This is a genomic window from Aeromonas sp. SER, assembly GCF_038739615.1.
GTDB classification, from domain to species: Bacteria; Pseudomonadota; Gammaproteobacteria; order Enterobacterales; family Aeromonadaceae; genus Aeromonas; species Aeromonas jandaei.
This window is the reverse complement of sequence record NZ_JBCGFC010000008.1, coordinates 77,279-96,552: the sequence shown is the minus strand read 5'-3', so window position 1 is coordinate 96,552 and position 19,274 is coordinate 77,279. Positions and strand designations below refer to the sequence as shown.

Annotated in this window: 20 protein-coding genes; 18 read left to right on the top strand and 2 right to left on the bottom strand. The window is 54.5% G+C overall.

The features are described from left to right. Window positions 1-97 precede the first annotated feature (97 nt). The 11 genes from ribF (at window position 98) to tapY2 (ending at window position 12,208) form a co-directional block, all read left to right on the top strand. Window positions 98-1,072 carry a bifunctional riboflavin kinase/FAD synthetase gene (gene ribF, locus AAHA41_RS13430; protein ID WP_033114075.1) on the top strand — a complete coding sequence of 325 codons (975 nt, stop codon included), beginning with the start codon at window positions 98-100 and terminating at the stop codon, window positions 1,070-1,072. Further along, window positions 1,072-3,933 carry an isoleucine--tRNA ligase gene (gene ileS, locus AAHA41_RS13425; RefSeq protein ID WP_323070446.1) on the top strand — a complete coding sequence of 954 codons (2,862 nt, stop codon included), beginning with the start codon at window positions 1,072-1,074 and terminating at the stop codon, window positions 3,931-3,933. The genes ribF and ileS overlap by 1 nt, the downstream gene beginning before the upstream one ends. Further along, complete coding sequence (gene lspA / locus AAHA41_RS13420) at window positions 3,933-4,430, top strand: signal peptidase II (protein WP_042059689.1); 498 nt, start codon at window positions 3,933-3,935, stop codon at window positions 4,428-4,430. Before ileS ends, lspA begins: the two co-directional genes overlap by 1 nt. Further along, the gene (gene fkpB / locus AAHA41_RS13415; protein WP_042030732.1) at window positions 4,427-4,879 is read left to right on the top strand and encodes an FKBP-type peptidyl-prolyl cis-trans isomerase; all 453 of its coding nucleotides are present in this window, start codon (window positions 4,427-4,429) and stop codon (window positions 4,877-4,879) included. The genes lspA and fkpB overlap by 4 nt, the downstream gene beginning before the upstream one ends. Beyond that, complete coding sequence (gene ispH, locus AAHA41_RS13410) at window positions 4,879-5,814, top strand: 4-hydroxy-3-methylbut-2-enyl diphosphate reductase (RefSeq protein ID WP_323070445.1); 936 nt, start codon at window positions 4,879-4,881, stop codon at window positions 5,812-5,814. Before fkpB ends, ispH begins: the two co-directional genes overlap by 1 nt. A gap of 110 nt (window positions 5,815-5,924) precedes the next feature. Further along, the gene (gene tppA / locus AAHA41_RS13405; protein ID WP_323070444.1) at window positions 5,925-6,332 is read left to right on the top strand and encodes a type IVa pilus pseudopilin TppA; all 408 of its coding nucleotides are present in this window, start codon (window positions 5,925-5,927) and stop codon (window positions 6,330-6,332) included. Window positions 6,333-6,335: 3 nt separating this feature from the next. Further along, window positions 6,336-6,905: a type IV pilus modification protein PilV gene (gene pilV / locus AAHA41_RS13400; RefSeq protein WP_104016041.1), complete on the top strand. Its 570-nt coding sequence runs from the start codon at window positions 6,336-6,338 to the stop codon at window positions 6,903-6,905. After that, window positions 6,902-7,900 carry a PilW family protein gene (locus AAHA41_RS13395; RefSeq protein WP_201930768.1) on the top strand — a complete coding sequence of 333 codons (999 nt, stop codon included), beginning with the start codon at window positions 6,902-6,904 and terminating at the stop codon, window positions 7,898-7,900. Before pilV ends, AAHA41_RS13395 begins: the two co-directional genes overlap by 4 nt. Beyond that, window positions 7,897-8,319, top strand: coding sequence for a PilX N-terminal domain-containing pilus assembly protein (locus tag AAHA41_RS13390; protein ID WP_043851172.1), 423 nt, complete (start codon window positions 7,897-7,899; stop codon window positions 8,317-8,319). Before AAHA41_RS13395 ends, AAHA41_RS13390 begins: the two co-directional genes overlap by 4 nt. Window positions 8,320-8,330: 11 nt before the next feature. After that, complete coding sequence (locus AAHA41_RS13385; protein ID WP_323070443.1) at window positions 8,331-11,936, top strand: PilC/PilY family type IV pilus protein; 3,606 nt, start codon at window positions 8,331-8,333, stop codon at window positions 11,934-11,936. Between the two features lie 8 nt (window positions 11,937-11,944). Continuing rightward, window positions 11,945-12,208, top strand: coding sequence for a type IVa secretion system protein TapY2 (tapY2, locus tag AAHA41_RS13380; protein ID WP_269747692.1), 264 nt, complete (start codon window positions 11,945-11,947; stop codon window positions 12,206-12,208). Window positions 12,209-12,229: 21 nt separating this feature from the next. Here tapY2 and AAHA41_RS13375 read toward each other — a convergent pair whose 3' ends face one another. Further along, entirely contained in the window at window positions 12,230-12,727 is a 498-nt protein-coding gene (locus AAHA41_RS13375; protein ID WP_208737699.1) for a GspH/FimT family pseudopilin, read from the bottom strand. A 147-nt stretch (window positions 12,728-12,874) separates the two neighbouring features. Here AAHA41_RS13375 and AAHA41_RS13370 point away from each other — a divergent pair, with 147 nt between their 5' ends. The 5 genes from AAHA41_RS13370 (at window position 12,875) to AAHA41_RS13350 (ending at window position 16,355) form a co-directional block, all read left to right on the top strand. Beyond that, window positions 12,875-14,497, top strand: coding sequence for an NAD+ synthase (locus AAHA41_RS13370; protein ID WP_323070442.1), 1,623 nt, complete (start codon window positions 12,875-12,877; stop codon window positions 14,495-14,497). Between the two features lie 9 nt (window positions 14,498-14,506). Beyond that, complete coding sequence (gene glnB / locus AAHA41_RS13365; RefSeq protein WP_005308848.1) at window positions 14,507-14,845, top strand: nitrogen regulatory protein P-II; 339 nt, start codon at window positions 14,507-14,509, stop codon at window positions 14,843-14,845. Further along, entirely contained in the window at window positions 14,845-15,498 is a 654-nt protein-coding gene (locus tag AAHA41_RS13360) for a transglycosylase SLT domain-containing protein (RefSeq protein WP_104016046.1), read from the top strand. Before glnB ends, AAHA41_RS13360 begins: the two co-directional genes overlap by 1 nt. Before the next feature lie 18 nt (window positions 15,499-15,516). Further along, complete coding sequence (luxS, locus tag AAHA41_RS13355; RefSeq protein ID WP_033112946.1) at window positions 15,517-16,026, top strand: S-ribosylhomocysteine lyase; 510 nt, start codon at window positions 15,517-15,519, stop codon at window positions 16,024-16,026. Window positions 16,027-16,175: 149 nt separating this feature from the next. Next, the gene (locus AAHA41_RS13350; protein ID WP_082044125.1) at window positions 16,176-16,355 is read left to right on the top strand and encodes a DUF5363 family protein; all 180 of its coding nucleotides are present in this window, start codon (window positions 16,176-16,178) and stop codon (window positions 16,353-16,355) included. On the opposite strand, the gene AAHA41_RS13345 is transcribed toward AAHA41_RS13350, so the two are convergent. Beyond that, window positions 16,324-16,950: a type II secretion system protein gene (locus AAHA41_RS13345; RefSeq protein ID WP_042030717.1), complete on the bottom strand. Its 627-nt coding sequence runs from the start codon at window positions 16,948-16,950 to the stop codon at window positions 16,324-16,326. The two genes, AAHA41_RS13350 and AAHA41_RS13345, sit on opposite strands and share 32 nt — an antisense overlap. 41 nt (window positions 16,951-16,991) lie before the next feature. Between AAHA41_RS13345 and AAHA41_RS13340 the strand changes: the two genes are divergently transcribed. Together AAHA41_RS13340 and AAHA41_RS13335 are read left to right on the top strand one after the other, a co-directional pair. Beyond that, complete coding sequence (locus AAHA41_RS13340) at window positions 16,992-17,771, top strand: TatD family hydrolase (protein WP_323070441.1); 780 nt, start codon at window positions 16,992-16,994, stop codon at window positions 17,769-17,771. Between the two features lie 216 nt (window positions 17,772-17,987). Next, window positions 17,988-19,262, top strand: coding sequence for a NupC/NupG family nucleoside CNT transporter (locus AAHA41_RS13335; protein ID WP_033112949.1), 1,275 nt, complete (start codon window positions 17,988-17,990; stop codon window positions 19,260-19,262). Window positions 19,263-19,274: the final 12 nt, after the last annotated feature.

Below are 19,274 nucleotides of genomic sequence, written 5' to 3'. Positions count from 1 at the left end.
CCCCGAGAGCTGAAATCGGGGCCGCAACAGGGCTGACCCTGATGGCCGCCTGATATATAATCCGGCGATTTCGACAGCAGCAACGCACAAGGCAGCGATGGAGCTTATTCGCGGTATTCACAATCTCAAGCCCCGTCACCGGGGATGTGTATTGACCATTGGCAACTTTGATGGGGTTCATCAGGGTCACCATGCGGTACTGGCACGTCTCAGGGAGAAAGCGGCCCAGCTGGGATTGCCCGCCTGCGTCATGCTGTTCGAGCCGCAGCCGCTGGAGCTGTTTGCCGGTAGCGAGGCGCCGGCACGCCTGAGCCGCTTGCGCGAGAAGTATGAAGCGCTCAAGGGGTTGCAGATCGACCGCATGCTCTGCGTACGCTTCAGCCACCGCTTTGCCAGTCAGGCGGCTGCTACCTTCATCGAGCAGCTGCTGGTCGAGAAGCTTGGCGTGCGCTATCTGGTGGTCGGCGACGATTTTCGCTTCGGCAAGGGGCGGGAAGGGGACTTCCACCTGCTGGAGGCGGCGGGCCAGCGCTTCGGTTTCGAGGTGATCAGCACCCAGAGCTTCCAGCTATCCCGTCAGCGGGTCAGCAGCACGTTGGTGCGCGAGGCGCTCAAGGCGGGCCGCATGGCGGAGGTGGAGCTGATGCTCGGCCGTCCTTATGCCATCAGCGGCCGGGTGGCCCACGGCGACAAGCTGGGGCGCACCATAGGTTTTCCCACCGCCAATCTGGCCCTCAAGCGTCAGGTAATCCCGGTCGGTGGCGTGTTTGCGGTGGAAGTGATATGTTCCGGCAAGACCTTCCCCGGTGTAGCCAATGTGGGTGTACGGCCGACCTTGAGCGGTACACAAGCCAGATTGGAAGTACATCTGTTTGATTTTTCTGGCGACCTTTACGGTCAACAGGTCAAGGTGCTGCTTCGCCACAAGCTGCGCGAAGAGCAGAAATTTGACTCTTTCTCTGCCTTGAAAGAGCAGATCGAACGAGATGCCCTGGCGGCCCGAGCCTGGTTCGGGCTGCCGCAATTTCATTTACCCAGCACTCTTTTAGAAAAGAAGGGAACCCAGGACTGATGAGCGACTATAAACACACCCTGAATCTTCCGGAAACCGAGTTTCCGATGCGTGGCGATCTGGCCAAGCGCGAACCCAACATGCTGAAACGTTGGTACGATCAGGATCTCTACGGCGCTATTCGCCGCGCCAAAGCGGGCAAGCCTTCTTTCATTCTGCACGATGGCCCCCCCTATGCGAACGGCAACATTCACATCGGTCACTCGGTCAACAAGATCCTCAAAGACATCATCATCAAGTCCAAGGGCCTCTCTGGCTTCGATTCCCCCTATGTGCCGGGTTGGGATTGCCACGGTCTGCCTATCGAACTGAAAGTAGAAGGCATGGTCGGCAAGCCGGGCGAGAAGGTTTCCGCTGCCGAATTCCGCGCCGAGTGCCGCAAATACGCCAAAACCCAGATCGAAGCGCAGAAGACCGACTTCATCCGTCTGGGCGTGCTGGGTGACTGGGAACATCCCTACCTGACCATGGATTTTGGCACCGAAGCCAACATCATCCGCTCCATGGCCAAGATTGTTGAAAACGGCCACCTGCACAAAGGCTCCAAGCCGGTGCACTGGTGTACCGATTGCGGCTCCGCGCTGGCTGAAGCCGAAGTTGAGTACTACGACAAGAACTCCCCCTCTATCGACGTGCGCTTCAAGGCCGTTGACGAGGCCGCCGTTGCCGCCAAGTTTGACTGCGCCGAAGGCCACACCGGCAAAGGCACACTCTCTGCCGTGATCTGGACCACTACCCCGTGGACCCTGCCGGCCAACCGTGCCATCGCCATGCACGCCGATCTGGACTACGCACTGGTGCAGGTTGAAGGGGAGAACCCCGAGCGTCTGATCCTGGCCGCCGAGCTGGTCAAGGACGTGATGGATCGCGCCGGTATCGAGCACTACCACAACCTGGGCTACGCCAAGGGTGCCGCTCTTGAGCTGCTGCGCTTCAACCACCCCTTCTACAGCTTCGATGTGCCGGTGGTACTGGGCGATCACGTCACTCTGGACGCCGGTACCGGCGCGGTGCACACCGCCCCTGGCCACGGTCAGGAAGACTTCGTGGTCGGTCAGAAGTACGGTCTGGAAGTGGCCAACCCGGTTGGCAGCAACGGCGTCTATCTGCCGGATACCGAACTGTTTGCCGGCCAGCACGTATTCAAGGCCAACGCAGCGGTTGTCGAGGTGTTGACCGAGCGTGGCGCCCTGCTGCACCACAAGGTGTTCAACCACTCCTATCCGCACTGCTGGCGTCACAAGACCCCGATCATCTTCCGTGCCACCCCGCAGTGGTTCATCAGCATGGAGCAGAAGGGTCTGCGTAAGCGTGCTCTTGAAGAGATCGAGCGTATCGAGAAAGAGGGCATTGCCCTGCACGGTCAGAGCGGCTGGGTGCCGGCCTGGGGTAAAAACCGCATTCAGGCGATGGTCGAGAACCGTCCGGACTGGTGTATCTCCCGTCAGCGTACCTGGGGTGTGCCCATCTCCCTGTTTGTTCACAAGGAGACTCAGGCACTGCATCCGGAATCTGTACGCCTGATGGAAGAGGTGGCCAAGCGGGTCGAGCAGTCCGGCATCCAGGCCTGGTGGGATCTGGACAAGGCCGAGCTGCTGGGCGACGATGCCGACAACTACGAGAAAGTGCCTGACACTCTCGACGTCTGGTTTGACTCCGGTTCTACCCATGCCTCCGTGGTCGATGCCCGTCCCGAGTTCAACGGCAAGCCGGCCGACATGTATCTGGAAGGTTCTGACCAGCACCGTGGCTGGTTCATGTCCTCCCTGATGATCGGCGTGGCCATGAAAGACAAGGCTCCCTACAACCAGGTGCTGACTCACGGCTTCACCGTAGATGGTCAGGGTCGCAAGATGTCCAAGTCCATCGGCAACGTGGTGAGCCCGCAAGACGTAATGAACAAGCTGGGTGCCGACATCCTGCGTCTGTGGGTAGCGAGCACTGACTACACCGGCGAGATGACCGTCTCCGACGAGATCCTCAAGCGCTCTGCCGATGCTTATCGTCGTATTCGCAACACTGCCCGCTTCCTGCTGGCCAACCTGAACGGCTTCAATCCGGCGACCGATATGGTGGCGCCTGCCGACATGGTAGTGGTGGATCGCTGGGCTGTGGGTCGTGCCAAAGCGGTACAGGCCGAGATCGTGGCTGCGTTCGACGAGTACAACTTCCACGGCGTGACCCAGAAGTTGATGCAGTTCTGCTCCATCGAGATGGGCTCCTTCTATCTGGATGTCATCAAGGACCGCCAGTACACCGCCAAGGCCGACAGCCTGGCCCGTCGCTCCTGCCAGACCGCCCTCTATCACATCGCCGAAGCCATGGTGCGCTGGATGGCGCCGATCATGAGCTTCACTGCCGACGAGATCTGGGCTCTGCTGCCGGGTGAGCGCGGTGAGTTCGTCTTCACCGAGGAGTGGTATGACGGCCTGTTCGGCTTGGAAGCGGGCGAAGTGCTGAACGACGAGTTCTGGGCCGAGATCCTTACCGTGCGCGGTGAAGTGAACAAGGCGCTGGAAGTGGCTCGTGGCGAGAAGCGCATCGGTGGCTCCCTGCAGGCCGAGCTGACCCTGTTCGCCAAGCCGGAGCTGGCTGCGCGTCTGAACGCACTGGCTGATGAGTTGCGCTTCGTGCTGCTCACCTCCAAGGCCAAGGTAGTCAGCGTCGATGCCGCACCGGCAGATGCCGTAGCGACCGAGCGCGATGACCTGTGGCTGAGCGTGGCCCAGTCTGCCGCCGCCAAGTGCGACCGCTGCTGGCACCATGTAGAGGACGTGGGCACCATCGCGGGTCACGAAGAGATCTGTGGCCGCTGCGTCACCAACGTCGAGGGTGACGGCGAAACGCGTCAATTTGCCTGATGAACATGACTCAACATAAAAGCGGCCTGCGTTGGCTGTGGCTGGCGGTGCTGGCCTTTGTTCTGGACCAGGCGAGCAAGCTCGCCGTGGTCAAGTTGCTGCCATTTGGTTACCCGGGGGTGGAGATCACCCCCTTCTTCAACCTGGTTCACGTCTACAACAAGGGCGCTGCTTTCAGCTTCCTGGCTGATCAGGGGGGCTGGCAGCGCTGGTTCTTTGCGCTGCTCGCTTTTGCCATCTGTGGATTGCTGATCCACTGGTTGCGCAAGCAGTCGGTGACCCAGCGTTGGAGCGGTATCGCCTATTCACTCATCATCGGTGGTGCCCTTGGCAACGTCTTTGATCGACTGGTGCTGGGCCATGTGGTCGATTTCCTCGACTTCTACTGGCAGCGTGCGCACTGGCCGGCATTCAACCTGGCCGATAGCTTCATCTTCATCGGTGCCGCCATGATCGTGCTGGATGGCTTTCGTGGCGAGAAAAAGGAGCAGGCATGAGCCAGCAGATCACCGCTGACAGCAGCGTGCTGTTTCACTTCACCATCAAACTGGAAGATGACTCGGTTGCCGACAGCACGGCGCTGCACGGCAAACCGGCTCGTCTGCGGATGGGCGATGGCAGTCTGACGCCGAGCTTCGAGCAGTGCCTGCTGGGGCTGCGAGAAGGGGAGAGCAAGAGCTTTACGCTAGCGCCGGAGGAGGCCTTTGGCCTCTCCAACCCCGACAACATCTACCATCTGGATCGCGCCAAGTTTGGCGCCGATGTAGAGCCCAAGGTCGGCACCATCATCCTGTTCGACCAGCCCAACGGCAGCGAGCTGCCGGGGATCATCCGGGCGGTGGAAGGGATGTCGGTCACTGTCGATTTCAACCACCCCCTGGCCGGTCACACCGTCACCTTCGAGGTGGAGATCCTGGGGGTTGATGACGAGGAGAAGGTTCACTGATGGATATTCTGCTGGCTAACCCCCGTGGCTTCTGCGCCGGTGTCGACCGTGCCATCAGCATCGTCGAGAGTGCGCTGGAGAAGTTCGGTGCTCCCATCTATGTTCGTCACGAAGTGGTACATAACCGCTACGTGGTGAACAAGCTCAAGGAGGCGGGCGCCGTCTTCGTTGAAGAGCTGGACGAGGTACCGGATGACAGCATCGTTATCTTCTCCGCCCACGGCGTCTCCAAGGCGGTGCGCGAGATGGCCAAGTCCCGCGCTCTCAAGGTATTCGATGCGACTTGCCCGCTGGTGACCAAGGTTCACATGGAAGTCCATCGCGCCAGTCGCAAGGGCTCCGAAGCCGTGCTTATCGGTCATGCCGGCCACCCCGAGGTGATCGGCACCATGGGTCAGTACGAGAACCGTGAGGGTGGCATGTATCTGGTGGAGACGCCGGAAGATGTGGCCAAACTCAAGGTGAAGAACCCGGATGACCTCTGTTTCGTCACCCAGACCACCCTGAGCGTGGATGAGACCTCGGATGTCATCGATGCGCTGCGCAAGCACTTCCCCAACATTCAGGGGCCGCGCAAGGATGACATCTGCTACGCTACCCAGAACCGTCAGGATGCGGTGCGGGAGATGGCGGGGCTGGTGGAAGCCATGCTGGTGGTGGGGTCACGTAACTCCTCCAACTCCAACCGTCTGCGGGAGCTGGCCGAGAAGGTGGGCGCCAAGGCTTACCTCATCGATGACGCCTCCATGATCGAGGCCGACTGGCTGGCAGAGGTCAAGGCGATTGGCGTCACTGCCGGAGCCTCAGCCCCCGAGGTGCTGGTGCAATCCGTCATTACTCGCCTGCGCGAGCTGGGCGGCAAGGTGGTCGCCGAGCATCCCGGTCGCGAAGAGAACGTGGTGTTTGAAGTACCGCCGGAACTTAGAATCATTTGAGTGACGCCAGCAAGGCTTAAGAATAAAGTGCAATGATATTGACGCCGGGTTTGTTCTAGTGACAGGCTCGGCGTTAAACTTATGAAGCAGTCTGTCACCAAGGATGGGATATGATTGGATACTTTCGTGGTTTTTCTCTTATTGAGTTGATGGTTGTTGTCGCCATTGTGGCGATCCTTGGCACCATCGCTTATCCCGCTTATCAGCAATATTTGCTGACCAGTCATCGTGTCGATGCGAAAAAGATGCTGCTCGATGCCGCCAACCGGCAAGAGAGCTATTTTATGGACTTCAATCAGTACGCCTCTTCGGCGTCGGCACTCAATATCTCTGACAATTCAGATTCCGGTTTTTACCATCTGGTTATTTCTGCTGCCGCTAATACCTATACCCTGACTGCGACAGCCTCAGGTGCACAGGGCTCTGACCGAGACTGCATTATTTTCTCTATCGACCAAAATGGCGCCAAGAGCGCAAAAAATATCAGCAATGCAACCAACAATAATTGCTGGAACTAGGTCATGAAACGCACAGGTTTTGATAGTGTGCCCTCCGGTTTCAGCCTGCTTGAAGTGATGATTGCTGCTGTTGTGCTCTCTTTTGGCCTGCTGGGGCTGGTCGCCATGCAGGCGCAATCCAAATTCGCAGGATATGAGGCGAGACAACGCACCATAGCCAGCTGGCTGGCAAACGACATGGTGGAGCGGATCAAGGTCAATCGAGCTATCTGGGAGGTGCAAGCCAGTAATACCTGGATCGTCAGTTCGAGTACATCATCGCTACCATCCTGTGCCAATGCTGATGGCACCATGAGCAACTGCAGTGATGCCAATATGCTGGCGCTCGATCTCTACTACTGGCGTCAGTCCCTGATAGGCAGTGCCGCATCGGGTGCCGGCTCCACGCTCAACAATCCTGTCGGTTGCATCATCAAGGGGGCGAGTGACTCGCTGACCGTGGCCATTTTCTGGGCTGGTCGCAAGGCTTCCCATGATGGTTCAAGTGCTATCGCATCAGCCACAACCAATGCTTGCGGCATATCCGGGGTCGACTTGACGAGGCGTCAATACGTATTGACGACCACCTTATGAACAACCGTGGCTTTACCTTGGTGGAATGGCTGATTGCTATGGTGATCGGTGTTTTTCTGCTAGGTGGTGTGCTGAGTGTGTTTGTTGCTTCCAGAACGACTTCTGAAGATGCGTTTGACCAGAGCGAGTTGCAGGAAAACGGGCGATTGGCGATGCGTCTGATAGCCCAGGATCTCAAGTGGGCCGGTTTTTGGGGCGACTACACCGGTATGCCGATGCAACTGAACTCAGGGGTAACGATAACTTCTGGTGCTGTTATTACTTCTAGCAAAGATTGCTTGGATGAGCGTGGTGAAGGAAGTTTCCCATCAGCATCCGCACCAGTACGTGGTGTATGGGCGACACATATTGATGCCAACAAGCTGATCACAGGCAATGCATTCAGCTGTATTGCATCGGCCAACAGGGTTGCGAATTCAGACATCATCAGCATCAAGCGGTTGATAGGTTTCCCCTTGGCAGACAGTGCACTCTCTGCAAATAGGTTCTATATGGCAACGACGCCTCAGTCGGCTGTTATATTTCGCGGCAACGAAGCCCCTCCTGATAATACTGCTATGCCAAATAGACAGTTATGGGAGTATCAGCATTACATCTACCATATTGTGGATAACAGTGGAGTCCCTGAATTACACAAGCGAATGCTGACTGCCAACGATGGATCATGGGATATATCTGGCGCACTGGCACAAGGTATAGAAAAAATAACTTTGCTATACGGTGTAGATACAAGTCCAGTCCAGGATGGGCGAATAGATAAATATGTATCAATCAGTTCTGTTGCCAGTAATGAATGGAATGAAGGACGGGTCATTGCTGCCCGTCTGTTTATTCTTGTTCGCTCTCTGCAAGCTTCATCAAAATATGTAAATAACAACACATATCAGGTCGGTAATATTCAGGTTGCCGGTAGCGGTGATGGTTTTCGGCGATTGCTTCTGGAGACATCCATTGCGTTGCGTAACCCTGCTGCCATTGCTGGAGGTGGCAAATGAGACGAACCAGAGGCGTTGCATTGATCGTGGCTTTGGTCATCCTGGTACCGCTGACCCTGATCGCTGTCGTGATGATGCAGTCCAGTGGTGTGGATCTCAAAATGGCGGGGGCTGCAGCCAGTTTGCAGCAGGCTGAGCATCGGATTGAAGGGATGATAGAGAGTGCGTTATTGCAAGCTGGTCTGTCGAGCAAGATTGCGACAATGGGGGCCAGTTCTGCAATCTCGGTTAATGGAAATACGGTCAATATGGAACGGCGTGGTGAAAGTGTCTGCAAGCGGAAAGTGGATGCCAGTAGCCAGAATGTTATCCCTTCTTGTCGTTATGTTGAGCTGCAGGCTGCAGCAACATATGGCAAGAACAGTCGTGCAATGAATTGGACTGCCGGGGTAGAGCAACCCCTGTTAAAGGCGGAATAGGAGCATAGGATATGCGCGAACATGGACGAGCCTTGCTGCTTTGCACCGTAATGGCCGCCATGCCGGTCTTGGCAAGCAGCAGTTATTCTGATGACACCGAGCTGTTTATTTATGATTTTTCAAAAGCAGGTGACTTCAGACCCAAAATTCTGGTTATCTTTGATAATTCAGGGAGTATGAGCTCAACCATGGATGTGGTTAGAGAAGCTTACGATCCAAATACGACATATCCAGCACTCAGTAATGATCCAGACACCGGAAATAGTAAAAAGTATGTCTACTTTTCTACCGATGGTACAGTTCCGACGATCACCAATACCCAGCGATTTAAAGATAGTATAAATGCCTGCGCATCCTCAAAATCTCCATTGTCTACAGTTGGCTATTTCCAGTCTCAAGTATGGAGTTACAACTATTCCAGTTATTCAGGCAGTACACCGAGGCAAGGAACATGGGGTTCCGTGTCTGGTCGAACCGAATCAAACATTGTATTGGTTGATTGCAAGCAAGATATAATTTCCAGCAACAACAGTAACCCCTACTCTGGTCCAAGCTTGGTTGTTGGGTCTATCTCGAATGGTTACCCTGTAAATAAAACCTCAAATAGTAGTGGATTATGGTATTACACAACGAATATCAGCAATGCTGCTGCGGGGAGTAATACTGCAGTTACCTTATATAGTGCAAATTACATCAGATGGTATTATGGGCCGACAGGACATAGTGTCCAGTCACGACTTCAGGTTGCCAAGGATGCTGTGAAGGGATTGATATCTTCAACTCCTGGTGTAGATTTTGGACTGGCTGTATATAACTACAATGACAGCAATGGTGGCCGAAATGGTGGGCGTATCGTTCGTCGTATTCTGAGTAACGATACCGATATTGGTAATGGTGTTACTGCAGAACAAAATTTATTGTCGACCATAGATAGCCTTGGAGCAGAAACTAATACGCCGCTATGTGAAACGCTATATGAAGCCTATCGTCTATTTGGTGGCCGCTCAGTTTATTATGGTGATGACGATAGCTCACGAACTCCTGCTCGGGATACGTTGGCGGAAAACCCTGTTGGAACCTATAAAGCTCCTTATGATAAATGCTCTAACAATGGCTATGTTATCTATATAACTGATGGTGAGCCAACCCAGGATACCAATGCCAACTCGTTAGTGCAGGGGTTGCTGGATAATCTCAATGCGACTGAAAAAGCTGCATATGGTACAACAGTTGGATATGGCAGTAGTGGTAGCACCAGCTATATTGCCGCACTGGCTGGCTATATGAAAAACAAGGATATAAACCCGGGTTCTCCCGGAGTACAGACTGTTACAACATTTACAGTTGGATTTGGTGATGATGCTGTTACTGGTGCAGGTAACCTGTTAGCAGAAACAGCTCGCCGTGGTGGCGGACTATATTATCCTGCGACCAGTGCCGAAGCACTCAGTCAGGCACTGAAGTCATCTTTACTTGCCATATTGCGCATCAATACCTCTCTGGTATCTCCGGCTATTGCAACAAATAACTTTGACCGAACCAGAAGTCTAAATAATATTTACTATGCCATGTTTGAACCTGATACGGGTCCACGATGGAAAGGTAATCTGAAAAAGCTGGTCTTGTCTGACAAGGGATATGTAGTTGATACCACTACATTACCGGCGATAAAGAGTGATGGCACAATTCTGGAGGGGGCCAGAACTTTTTGGTCATCAGAGGATGATGGTAATCTGGTTGCAAAAGGTGGTGTGCAGGAGATGCTTGCCGATAAAAGCAACCGCAACCTTTATCTTATCAATGACAAGGCATCGCCAAAACGCCTTGATAGTTTTACGCGCAGCAATGCCCAGATAATGGCTGGCAGTGCTGAGGCACTACGTTCACTGATGCAGTTATCTGATGTCTCTGAACTGGATAATATGTTCAGCTGGATTACTGGTAGTGATGTCGACAATGAAGATAACGACAGCAGTACGACAATCAGGAAATATATATTGGGTGATCCCCTGCACTCCAGACCTTTGGTCATCAACTACGGTTGTACGGTTGCACAAGGGCAGACTAGTTGTACGCCGGACTTGCGTATTATCATGGGGACCAATGCCGGTTTTTTGCATATGTTCAAGGATCTTGGTTCATCTGTTGATGAAACCTGGGCTATGATGCCTTATCCGCTGCTAGCCACTCAAAAAGCGTTACGGCAAAATAGTGAGTCATCTGCTCACGTATTTGGTGTCGACTCCTCTCCCGTAGCACTCATCAAAGATGCTAACCAGAATGGAGTGATAAAAGCATCAGAGGGCGATTATGTCTGGATGTTTGTCGGGTTGCGTAGTGGTGGTAAAAACTATTATGCCTTTGATGTCACGAATCCTGATGCACCAACACTGAAATGGTCCATCACACCCGACTCGAGTGGATTTTCCCAGTTGGGGCAGACTTGGTCTGTCCCTGAAGTGGCATTTGTTCCCGGTGTTACCGACCCGGTAGTTATTTTTTCCGGTGGTTATGATCTGAATAAAAGTACTCTCGGGCTGGGTAGTTCTGATAGTAGTGGTGCAGGTATTTATATAGTGAATGCCAATACCGGTGCTCTGATATACAGCGCAACGCCAGCTGCCAACAGTACGACAAACCTGCAAGTCAGCACCATGCTGGACAGTATGCCTGGTGGTGTGGCGACACTTGATAGTGATGGGGATGGTAAAGTCGACCGTATTTATGCCAGCGATACTGGCGGAAATATCTGGCGAATGGATTTGCCAGGAACCAATAAAACAGATTGGAGTGTATTCAAATTTGCCAGTCTGGGTTCCGATACACAGCAAAGTGAAGATCGGCGTTTCTTCACTCAGCCTGTATTGGTAAGAACAATCAATAAGGGGTGGGAAGTAAAAAATAGCCAGTATGTTTATAGCGAACGCCCCTTCGATGCGGTCTTGATTGGTTCTGGTGACCGTAATCGCCCATCATCAGAATCGACCGTCAACAATGCCTATTTCATGCTGCGGGACTATCAGGTTGTACCCAAATCCTACCGCACCGTCACTCCTCCATCGGCGATCACTATTGATCAACTCTACGATGTAACGACAGACCCCTTCCTTGGCAAAACCGATGCACAGATATTGACGATAAAAAAAAGTCTGACCAGCAAGATGGGGTGGAAATATTGGCTGGATGAAACGGGAGAGAAGTCGATGGGGGCTGGGGTTGTCCTTCAGGGCAAACTTTACTTCACCTCCTTCCTGCCGCAGGTTCAATCTTTCGAAGAGTGTACCATTCAGTCGATAGGTGCCATGCGGCAATACATGGTGGATATGCACTATGGCACATCATTCCGCTACACGGTCGATCAGGATGGTAATCAGTCTCCGGAACGTTATGTCGAGGTCAATAATAAAGTGGCTGATGACCTTGTGGTGCATGCTGGTGATGATGCCAAGATCCGTATTATCGGTGGTGCTCCGGGCGAGGAGGTTATTCTGAAAGATGACGGGAATAATCAACCTACCCGTTGTACCGGGGCCGGGCAATGTTCAGAGGGAGCCGATGAGGCCGAAATGGATATGACACCCAAGAAGATATACCTCTACGAGGATGAACCCCAATGAGAGTGAATATGCTGTTGTTGACTCTGCTGGGCGTTAGCTGCGCCCATGCAGCTGTAGATCGTAAGTGCTATGTCGAACTGGAAAATGGGGCGAATGTTGTATTGCAGGGCGCTATTGCGGATAACAAAAAGCCTGAGATTGCCTTCAAGGAGAAGGGATTTGAGATAAACGGGCAGCTGCTGATGGTGAGGAAAGTGCTGGAATGTCAGCCTGTCGATCGGCCTTTCACTCTAGAGTCAGCCCGAAAACAAGAGAAAGAGCAGCCAAGGTAGCAGTAGTGCAAGATGATTGGCTCAAGGGCAGATTGTTGTGGTATCTGTCCTGCTACTGCGGCCAGAAACGGCAATAACCAGGTCAATCTCCGGTTCTTGGCTCACGCAGACTTTAATGGTCATGTTGGTGCCCAGGCTGGTACCGTCTGGAGCAAACAGAACCCGGGTTCTGGTCGAAGTGATAGCTGCGCTGGATGAAAAGGCTGGGGTACGTGCCAACTCTGTTTCACCATTATCAAGTTGGGAGTTGTTATTGGTATCGGCAAATACCAAGAGCTGTGTTGAATTGCTGGAAACACACTGGTTTGCGTTGTTGATTAGACACGCGCTTACGGTTTGCTGCTCGCTGATCGCTTCGTTACGCGCGAAGCGCAGGTGTTTCATCAACCGTTCACTTTCATAGTTGGCGGTGTTCTCTTTGAGCAGGTCACTTAGGGCAGGAATACCAATGGCAAGTAGTATGACCCCCAATGCAATGGCGATCATCAGCTCGAGCAAGGTAAATCCGCGTTGTTTCATGGTGGCCTGAGGTGTGTCGTTCCGTGACTATCTACAGCTTATCCTTACTGCCGATGGCTGTCACATGGTTACACCAGTCTTGAACTGGCAGATCGCCCCCCTTTTCTTTATCATTCCCCATCATTTTCGAATTCAAGATGCATCGCCATGGCAAAAGCCCTCTCTCTGATGCTTGCCCAGTTGAATCTGACGGTAGGCGCCATCGAAGATAACACTGACAAAGTGCTCGCTGCGGCCGCTCAAGCCGAACAGCAAGGTGCCGATCTGCTGGTTTGTTCCGAGCTGGCCCTGACCGGCTATCCACCGGAAGATCTGCTGTTGCGCGCCGATCTGATGATACGGGTCGATGCTGCGCTGGCTCGCATTGCCGAATGGCAGGGTAACTGCGCCATTTTGGTCGGGCATCCCTGGCGTGAAGGTGAGGCGCTTTATAACGCAGCCTCCCTCTATGAGCACGGCAAGCTGATTGCCCGTTATTTCAAGCAGGACCTGCCCAACTACGGGGTATTCGACGAGAAGCGCTACTTCACCGCCGCGACCGAGACTTGTGTGGTTCCCTTCCGTGGTCACAATCTGGGTCTACTCATCTGCGAAGACCTCTGGCAGCCGGGCCCGGCGCTGGCCGCCAGGGCGGCAGGGGCCGATCTGCTACTCACCATCAATGCGTCTCCTTACGATCAGGAGAAACCCTGGATCCGCCGCGAACTGATGACTGAGCGCTGCGATCAGACCGATCTGCCGCTGGTTTACCTCAATCAGGTATGCGGTCAGGATGAGCTGATTTTCGACGGCTGCTCCAAGGTGTTCAATAGCCAGGGCGAGTTGACCCACAAGCTCGCCCCGTTTGCTGAAGAGCTGGCGCTGGTACGCTTTGCGGATGGTCAACCGGTGAAAGAGCGGGAACCGGCTGCGCCGCTGGATCCGTTGGCTGAGACCTATCAGGCTCTGGTGCTGGCGGTGCGCGATTACGTCACCAAGAACGGTTTCCAAGGTGCTGTGCTGGGCCTCTCCGGCGGCATCGACTCGGCGCTGACGCTGGCCATTGCGGCCGATGCCATCGGGGCCGACAAGGTGCAGGCGGTGATGATGCCGTTCCGCTATACCGCCCAGATGAGCGTGGAGGATGCCAAGGAGCAGGCCGAGCGGATGGGGGTCGAGTTCAACATCATCTCCATCGAGCCGATGTTCGAAGGGTTTATGACCCAGCTGGCGCCGCTGTTTGAAGGCACCGCCCGCGATACCACCGAAGAGAACCTGCAGGCACGCTGCCGTGGGGTACTCTTGATGGCGCTCTCCAACAAGCGTCGTCGCATCGTGCTGACCACCGGCAACAAGAGCGAGATGGCGGTCGGCTATGCCACGTTGTACGGTGACATGGCGGGCGGTTTTGACGTGTTGAAAGATGTGCCCAAGACGCTGGTCTTCAAGTTGTGCGAATATCGCAACTCGGTCGACTACGTGATCCCGCAGCGGGTTATCGACCGTCCGCCTTCAGCAGAGCTGGCGCCGGATCAGGTGGATCAGGACAGTCTGCCGCCGTACGACATCCTGGATGCCATCCTCAAGCGCTACGTGGAAGAGGATGCCTCGGTCGCCGACATGGTGGCAGAGGGCTTCGAGGAGGCGGTGGTGCGCAAGGTGATCCGCCTCGTGGATCTCAACGAATACAAGCGCCGTCAGGCGGCGGTTGGGCCCCGCATCACGGCCCGCAACTTTGGTAAGGATCGCCGTTACCCCATTACTTCCGGGTTTGGCAAACAGAACTGGTAAGGAGACACCATGAAGAAGATTGAAGCCATCATCAAACCGTTCAAGCTGGACGATGTGCGCGAGGCCCTGGCCGAGATCGGCATCAACGGCATGACCGTCTCCGAAGTCAAAGGCTTCGGCCGCCAGAAGGGCCACACCGAGCTCTATCGCGGTGCCGAGTACATGGTCGACTTCCTGCCGAAAGTGAAGGTGGAGCTGGTAGTGCAGGACGAGGATCTCGATGCCTGTCTGGAAGCGATCCAGAACACTGCTCGTACCGGCAAGATTGGTGACGGCAAGATCTTCGTCTGCGAGGTGGAGCGCGTCATTCGTATCCGTACCGGCGAAGAGAACGAAGACGCTATCTGATGTCGTTTTTGCCTCGTTATGTTCAGGAGAGCAAATCAAGTTCTGCTCTGCTGTCCCGAAAGCGCATCGTGGCGGTGGCCGGCCTGCTGGCAGTACTCACCGCGTGCAGTACCCGCCCGCCGGCCCAGCCGGAAAACTTGTGCCAGATCTTTCGCGAGAAGCCGGAGTGGCACAAGGCTGCGCTCAAGATGAACGAGAAGTGGGGGACGCCGATCCATGTGGTGATGGCCATGATGTATCAGGAGTCCTCCTTCGTACACGATGCCCAGCCGCCGATGGAGTATTTCCTCTTTATTCCGACCGGACGGGCGAGCTCGGCTTATGGCTACGCTCAGGTGAAAGACGAGACCTGGGCCGATTACCAGCGAGAGACCGGCAATAGCTGGAGCGATCGCGATGACTTTGCCGACGCCATCGATTTTATGGGCTGGTACACTAACAAGGCCCAGCGGCTCAATGGCACCTCCAAGTGGGATGCCTATGGCCAGTATCTCAATTATCACGAAGGGTGGGGTGGCTATCGGCGTGGCAGCTATCGCAGCAAGGGGTGGTTGATGAAAACCTCGCGCAAGGTGGAAGCTCGCGCCCAGCGCTACGGCGCCCAGTATCGACAATGCAAGGATCAGCTCTCCCGCGGGGGCTGGTTCTGGTAACCCAATCAGGAGTCAGAAATGCCGTTATTGGACAGTTTTACCGTTGACCACACCCGTATGGAAGCGCCAGCGGTGCGTGTGGCCAAAACCATGCAGACCCCGAACAAAGACACCATTACCGTGTTCGACCTGCGTTTCTGCGTACCGAACAAGGAGATCCTCTCCGAGCGCGGTATCCATACCCTTGAGCACCTGTTCGCCGGTTTTATGCGTGATCATCTGAACGGCAACGGTGTGGAGATCATCGATATCTCCCCCATGGGTTGCCGTACCGGCTTCTACATGAGCCTGATCGGTGCGCCGGACGAGGCCCGTGTCGGTGCTGCCTGGCAAGCAGCCATGAGTGATGTGCTGACCGTGCAGGAGCAGGGCAAGATCCCCGAGCTGAACGAGTATCAGTGCGGTACCTACAGCATGCATTCGCTGGAAGAGGCCCATGCCATCGCTCGCCATGTTTTGGAGCGTGGCATCGGCGTCAACCACAACGACGAGCTGGCCCTGCCGGAAGAGAAGCTCAAAAGCCTCTAAGGCTATCGAGTCAAGATGAGAAAAACCGGTCAGCAATGCTGGCCGGTTTTTTTTATCGCTGTTTGCGTCGCATCGCGATGACTTGTTCACTTTCTCCGCTCTGCTAGGATGTTCTCCTGCTTGTGTTTCAACTGCGGGAGGGAGTGCCGATGAAAGGGGTGTTGCTACGCTGGTTGGCCCGTTACGACGAGTGGTGTGAAGAGTGGGGACTTACTCAGGATAACCGGCGCTGTTGTACGCCGGTTCGTTATGATGAGGATCCATCGAAAGAGTGCAATCCCGGCAGTGATGATTCACTTACTGAAAATTGCGGGTCACGGCACCGGTAACGCTGTTGTATTCAAAACCCAGGCCATTCGGGTAATCCGGGAAGCGACCGACAGAATCGCGCAGAATATAGCGGCAGTTATAGTGCACCTCGTTGCCTTCATCTTCATCCGGATGACCTGGGCCAATCATGGTGGAAAGGTAATCAGCCCGCTTCTGCACTGCGTCAGGCTGATCCGTTGACGCAACGCTCTGACTGCCATCCAGCAGATCGGTAAAAAGCAGTCGGCAGTCTGACTGGTTGCTGACCGAGATATGGTTGCCAGATCCCGGTTGATAGGGGGTGTCTACCGGCTTGTTGTAATCCTCTTCGGAGCCCACCGGCCAGCCATAGCGATTGATATCTATCGTGCTGTTGCCAAAACTGCTCAGGTTGTAGAGCGCGACGGATTGCCCCTTCACTACCACCGCCCAGCCGGCATTGGCCAGACGGGCCGCACTGGCAAAATTGCCCGCAGTCGCCGATACCATGCTTTTCAGTGCATCATCCTTGATATTGATAAAACGGGGCAGGGCTACCACTGCCAGGATCCCCAGTACGATGATGACCAGCACCAGCTCAATCAGGGTAAAACCACGGTGTTTGTTGTTCATCATCTTCAATGACCCATTAAATCCCACAAACAGGTGTGAGTGATATGCAGCTGACAGATACCCATTGCCACCTCGATTTTCCTGACTTTGACGAGGACAGGGAGGCATTGCTGGCTCGTTGCCAGGCATCCGGGGTGACGGAGTATATCATTCCTGCTATTGCCGAGACCAACTGGCACCGTGTGATGGCGCTGGCCAACCAGCACACAGGCGTGTGTTATGGCCTGGGTGTTCATCCCTGGTATGCCGGTGAACAAGAGGAGGGGGCAATAGATCGGCTGCGGGAGCTGGTATCGAGCCGTCCCGAGGGGCTGGTAGCCATCGGTGAGTGCGGACTGGATCTGCGCTCCCATGTACCTCAGGGTAGGCAGTTCGAACTGTTCGAGGCACAGATCAAGCTGGCAGTCGATGTCGAGCTGCCATTGATAGTTCATTCGGTACGGGCCAATGACACTGTGGCCAAGCTGCTGCGTCGCTTCAAACCGGTTCGAGGTGGCGTGATCCACGCCTTCAGCGGTTCGCTGCAACAAGCAGAGGCGTTCTGGCAGTTAGGCTTTTATCTTGGTGTCGGCGGGGTTATCAGCTATGAGCGGGCCAACAAAACCCGTGAGGTATTTCGGGCCATGCCGCTTGAATCGCTGGTGCTGGAAACAGATGCACCGGATATGCCGCTACAGGGGCGGCAAGGAGAGCGAAATACACCGGAAGCGCTGCCGGAAATTGCGGCGATATTGATGGGGATACGAGAAGAACCTGCAGAATATGTTTCAAATGTGTTAATTGATAATGCCGAGCGACTTTTCCGGCATCGCAAAAGGCAATGAAACATTGGTGTAACAAGTGGTTGAGCTATCAGGGAAAAAAATAAGCGTAAAAATCGTTTGCTGTCTAATTTTGTGACACTTGAATAATTTGATACCGATAAAATGTGACCAGCATTCTATTTTATCGGACTTTAATTAGTATAATGCGCTCCCCTTGATTAGTTGGGTTTTTTTACAACTCACTAACAAGCCAGGTGCTACTAGAGGAAGATAATAATGAATTTGTTCATGGGTCTGGTAGGGATGGCGACGCTCGTCCTTATCGCGGTGCTGTTCTCCAGCAACCGCAAGGCAATCAACGTCCGTACCGTAGCCGGTGCGTTTGCAATTCAAGCTGGTCTGGGTGCGTTTGTACTCTATGTACCGGTAGGGCGCGATATTCTGGTCGGTGTATCCGATGCAGTCTCCAGCGTCATCAGCTATGGCCAGAATGGTATCGAATTCCTGTTCGGTGGTCTGGTCAGCAACAAGATGTTTGAAGTGTTCGGTGGCGGCGGCTTTATTTTTGCCTTCCGTGTTCTGCCTGTCATCATCTTCTTCTCTTCCCTGATCGCAGTGCTCTACTACCTGGGCATCATGCAGATGGTCATCAAGTTGTTGGGCGGTGGTCTGCAGAAAGTGCTGGGCACTTCCCGTACCGAATCCCTCTCTGCGACTGCCAACATCTTCGTGGGTCAGACTGAAGCCCCGCTGGTGGTTCGTCCCTACATCTCCAAGATGACTGACTCCGAGCTGTTCGCGGTCATGTGTGGTGGTCTGGCATCTGTTGCCGGTTCCGTTCTGGCTGGCTACGCCTCCATGGGCGTCAAGATGGAATACCTCATCGCTGCCTCCTTCATGGCTGCACCGGGTGGTCTGCTGTTCGCCAAGCTGCTGGTACCGGAAACCGAGACCCCGAACTATGACGAAAGCTCCGCAGATGCCGAGCTGGACGACAAGCCGGCCAACGTGATTGACGCCGCTGCTGCTGGTGCTTCTGCCGGTATGCAACTGGCTCTGAACGTCGGCGCCATGCTGCTGGCCTTCATCGGCCTGATCGCCATGATCAACGGTATCTTCTCCGGTGTGGGTGGCTGGTTCGGTTATCCGCAACTCTCTCTGGAACTGCTGCTGGGCTGGATCTTCTCCCCGCTGGCCTTCCTGATCGGTGTGCCCTGGAGTGAAGCGATTGTTGCCGGTTCCTTCATCGGTCAGAAACTGGTAGTGAACGAGTTTGTGGCTTATCTGAACTTCGCTCCGTACCTGAAAAACGAGGTGCTGATCAACGGTGTGGCCATGTCCGATCACACCAAGGCGATCATCTCCTTTGCCCTGTGTGGTTTTGCCAACCTCTCTTCCGTTGCCATTCTGCTGGGTGGTCTGGGGTCGATGGCACCGAACCGCCGCGGCACCATTGCGAAATTTGGTCTGAAAGCCGTATTGGCTGGCTCTCTGTCCAACCTGATGTCTGCGACTATCGCAGGCTTCTTCCTGGCACTGTCCGGCATGTAATATCAGCCTGAC

Coding starts and splice junctions, on each gene's coding strand:
- ribF (WP_033114075.1), top strand. CDS start 98: ATGGAGCTTATTCGCGGTATTCACAATCTCAAGCCCCGTCACCGGGGA.
- ileS (WP_323070446.1), top strand. CDS start 1,072: ATGAGCGACTATAAACACACCCTGAATCTTCCGGAAACCGAGTTTCCG.
- lspA (WP_042059689.1), top strand. CDS start 3,933: ATGAACATGACTCAACATAAAAGCGGCCTGCGTTGGCTGTGGCTGGCG.
- fkpB (WP_042030732.1), top strand. CDS start 4,427: ATGAGCCAGCAGATCACCGCTGACAGCAGCGTGCTGTTTCACTTCACC.
- ispH (WP_323070445.1), top strand. CDS start 4,879: ATGGATATTCTGCTGGCTAACCCCCGTGGCTTCTGCGCCGGTGTCGAC.
- tppA (WP_323070444.1), top strand. CDS start 5,925: ATGATTGGATACTTTCGTGGTTTTTCTCTTATTGAGTTGATGGTTGTT.
- pilV (WP_104016041.1), top strand. CDS start 6,336: ATGAAACGCACAGGTTTTGATAGTGTGCCCTCCGGTTTCAGCCTGCTT.
- AAHA41_RS13395 (WP_201930768.1), top strand. CDS start 6,902: ATGAACAACCGTGGCTTTACCTTGGTGGAATGGCTGATTGCTATGGTG.
- AAHA41_RS13390 (WP_043851172.1), top strand. CDS start 7,897: ATGAGACGAACCAGAGGCGTTGCATTGATCGTGGCTTTGGTCATCCTG.
- AAHA41_RS13385 (WP_323070443.1), top strand. CDS start 8,331: ATGCGCGAACATGGACGAGCCTTGCTGCTTTGCACCGTAATGGCCGCC.
- tapY2 (WP_269747692.1), top strand. CDS start 11,945: ATGCTGTTGTTGACTCTGCTGGGCGTTAGCTGCGCCCATGCAGCTGTA.
- AAHA41_RS13375 (WP_208737699.1), bottom strand. CDS start 12,727: ATGAAACAACGCGGATTTACCTTGCTCGAGCTGATGATCGCCATTGCA.
- AAHA41_RS13370 (WP_323070442.1), top strand. CDS start 12,875: ATGGCAAAAGCCCTCTCTCTGATGCTTGCCCAGTTGAATCTGACGGTA.
- glnB (WP_005308848.1), top strand. CDS start 14,507: ATGAAGAAGATTGAAGCCATCATCAAACCGTTCAAGCTGGACGATGTG.
- AAHA41_RS13360 (WP_104016046.1), top strand. CDS start 14,845: ATGTCGTTTTTGCCTCGTTATGTTCAGGAGAGCAAATCAAGTTCTGCT.
- luxS (WP_033112946.1), top strand. CDS start 15,517: ATGCCGTTATTGGACAGTTTTACCGTTGACCACACCCGTATGGAAGCG.
- AAHA41_RS13350 (WP_082044125.1), top strand. CDS start 16,176: ATGAAAGGGGTGTTGCTACGCTGGTTGGCCCGTTACGACGAGTGGTGT.
- AAHA41_RS13345 (WP_042030717.1), bottom strand. CDS start 16,950: ATGATGAACAACAAACACCGTGGTTTTACCCTGATTGAGCTGGTGCTG.
- AAHA41_RS13340 (WP_323070441.1), top strand. CDS start 16,992: ATGCAGCTGACAGATACCCATTGCCACCTCGATTTTCCTGACTTTGAC.
- AAHA41_RS13335 (WP_033112949.1), top strand. CDS start 17,988: ATGAATTTGTTCATGGGTCTGGTAGGGATGGCGACGCTCGTCCTTATC.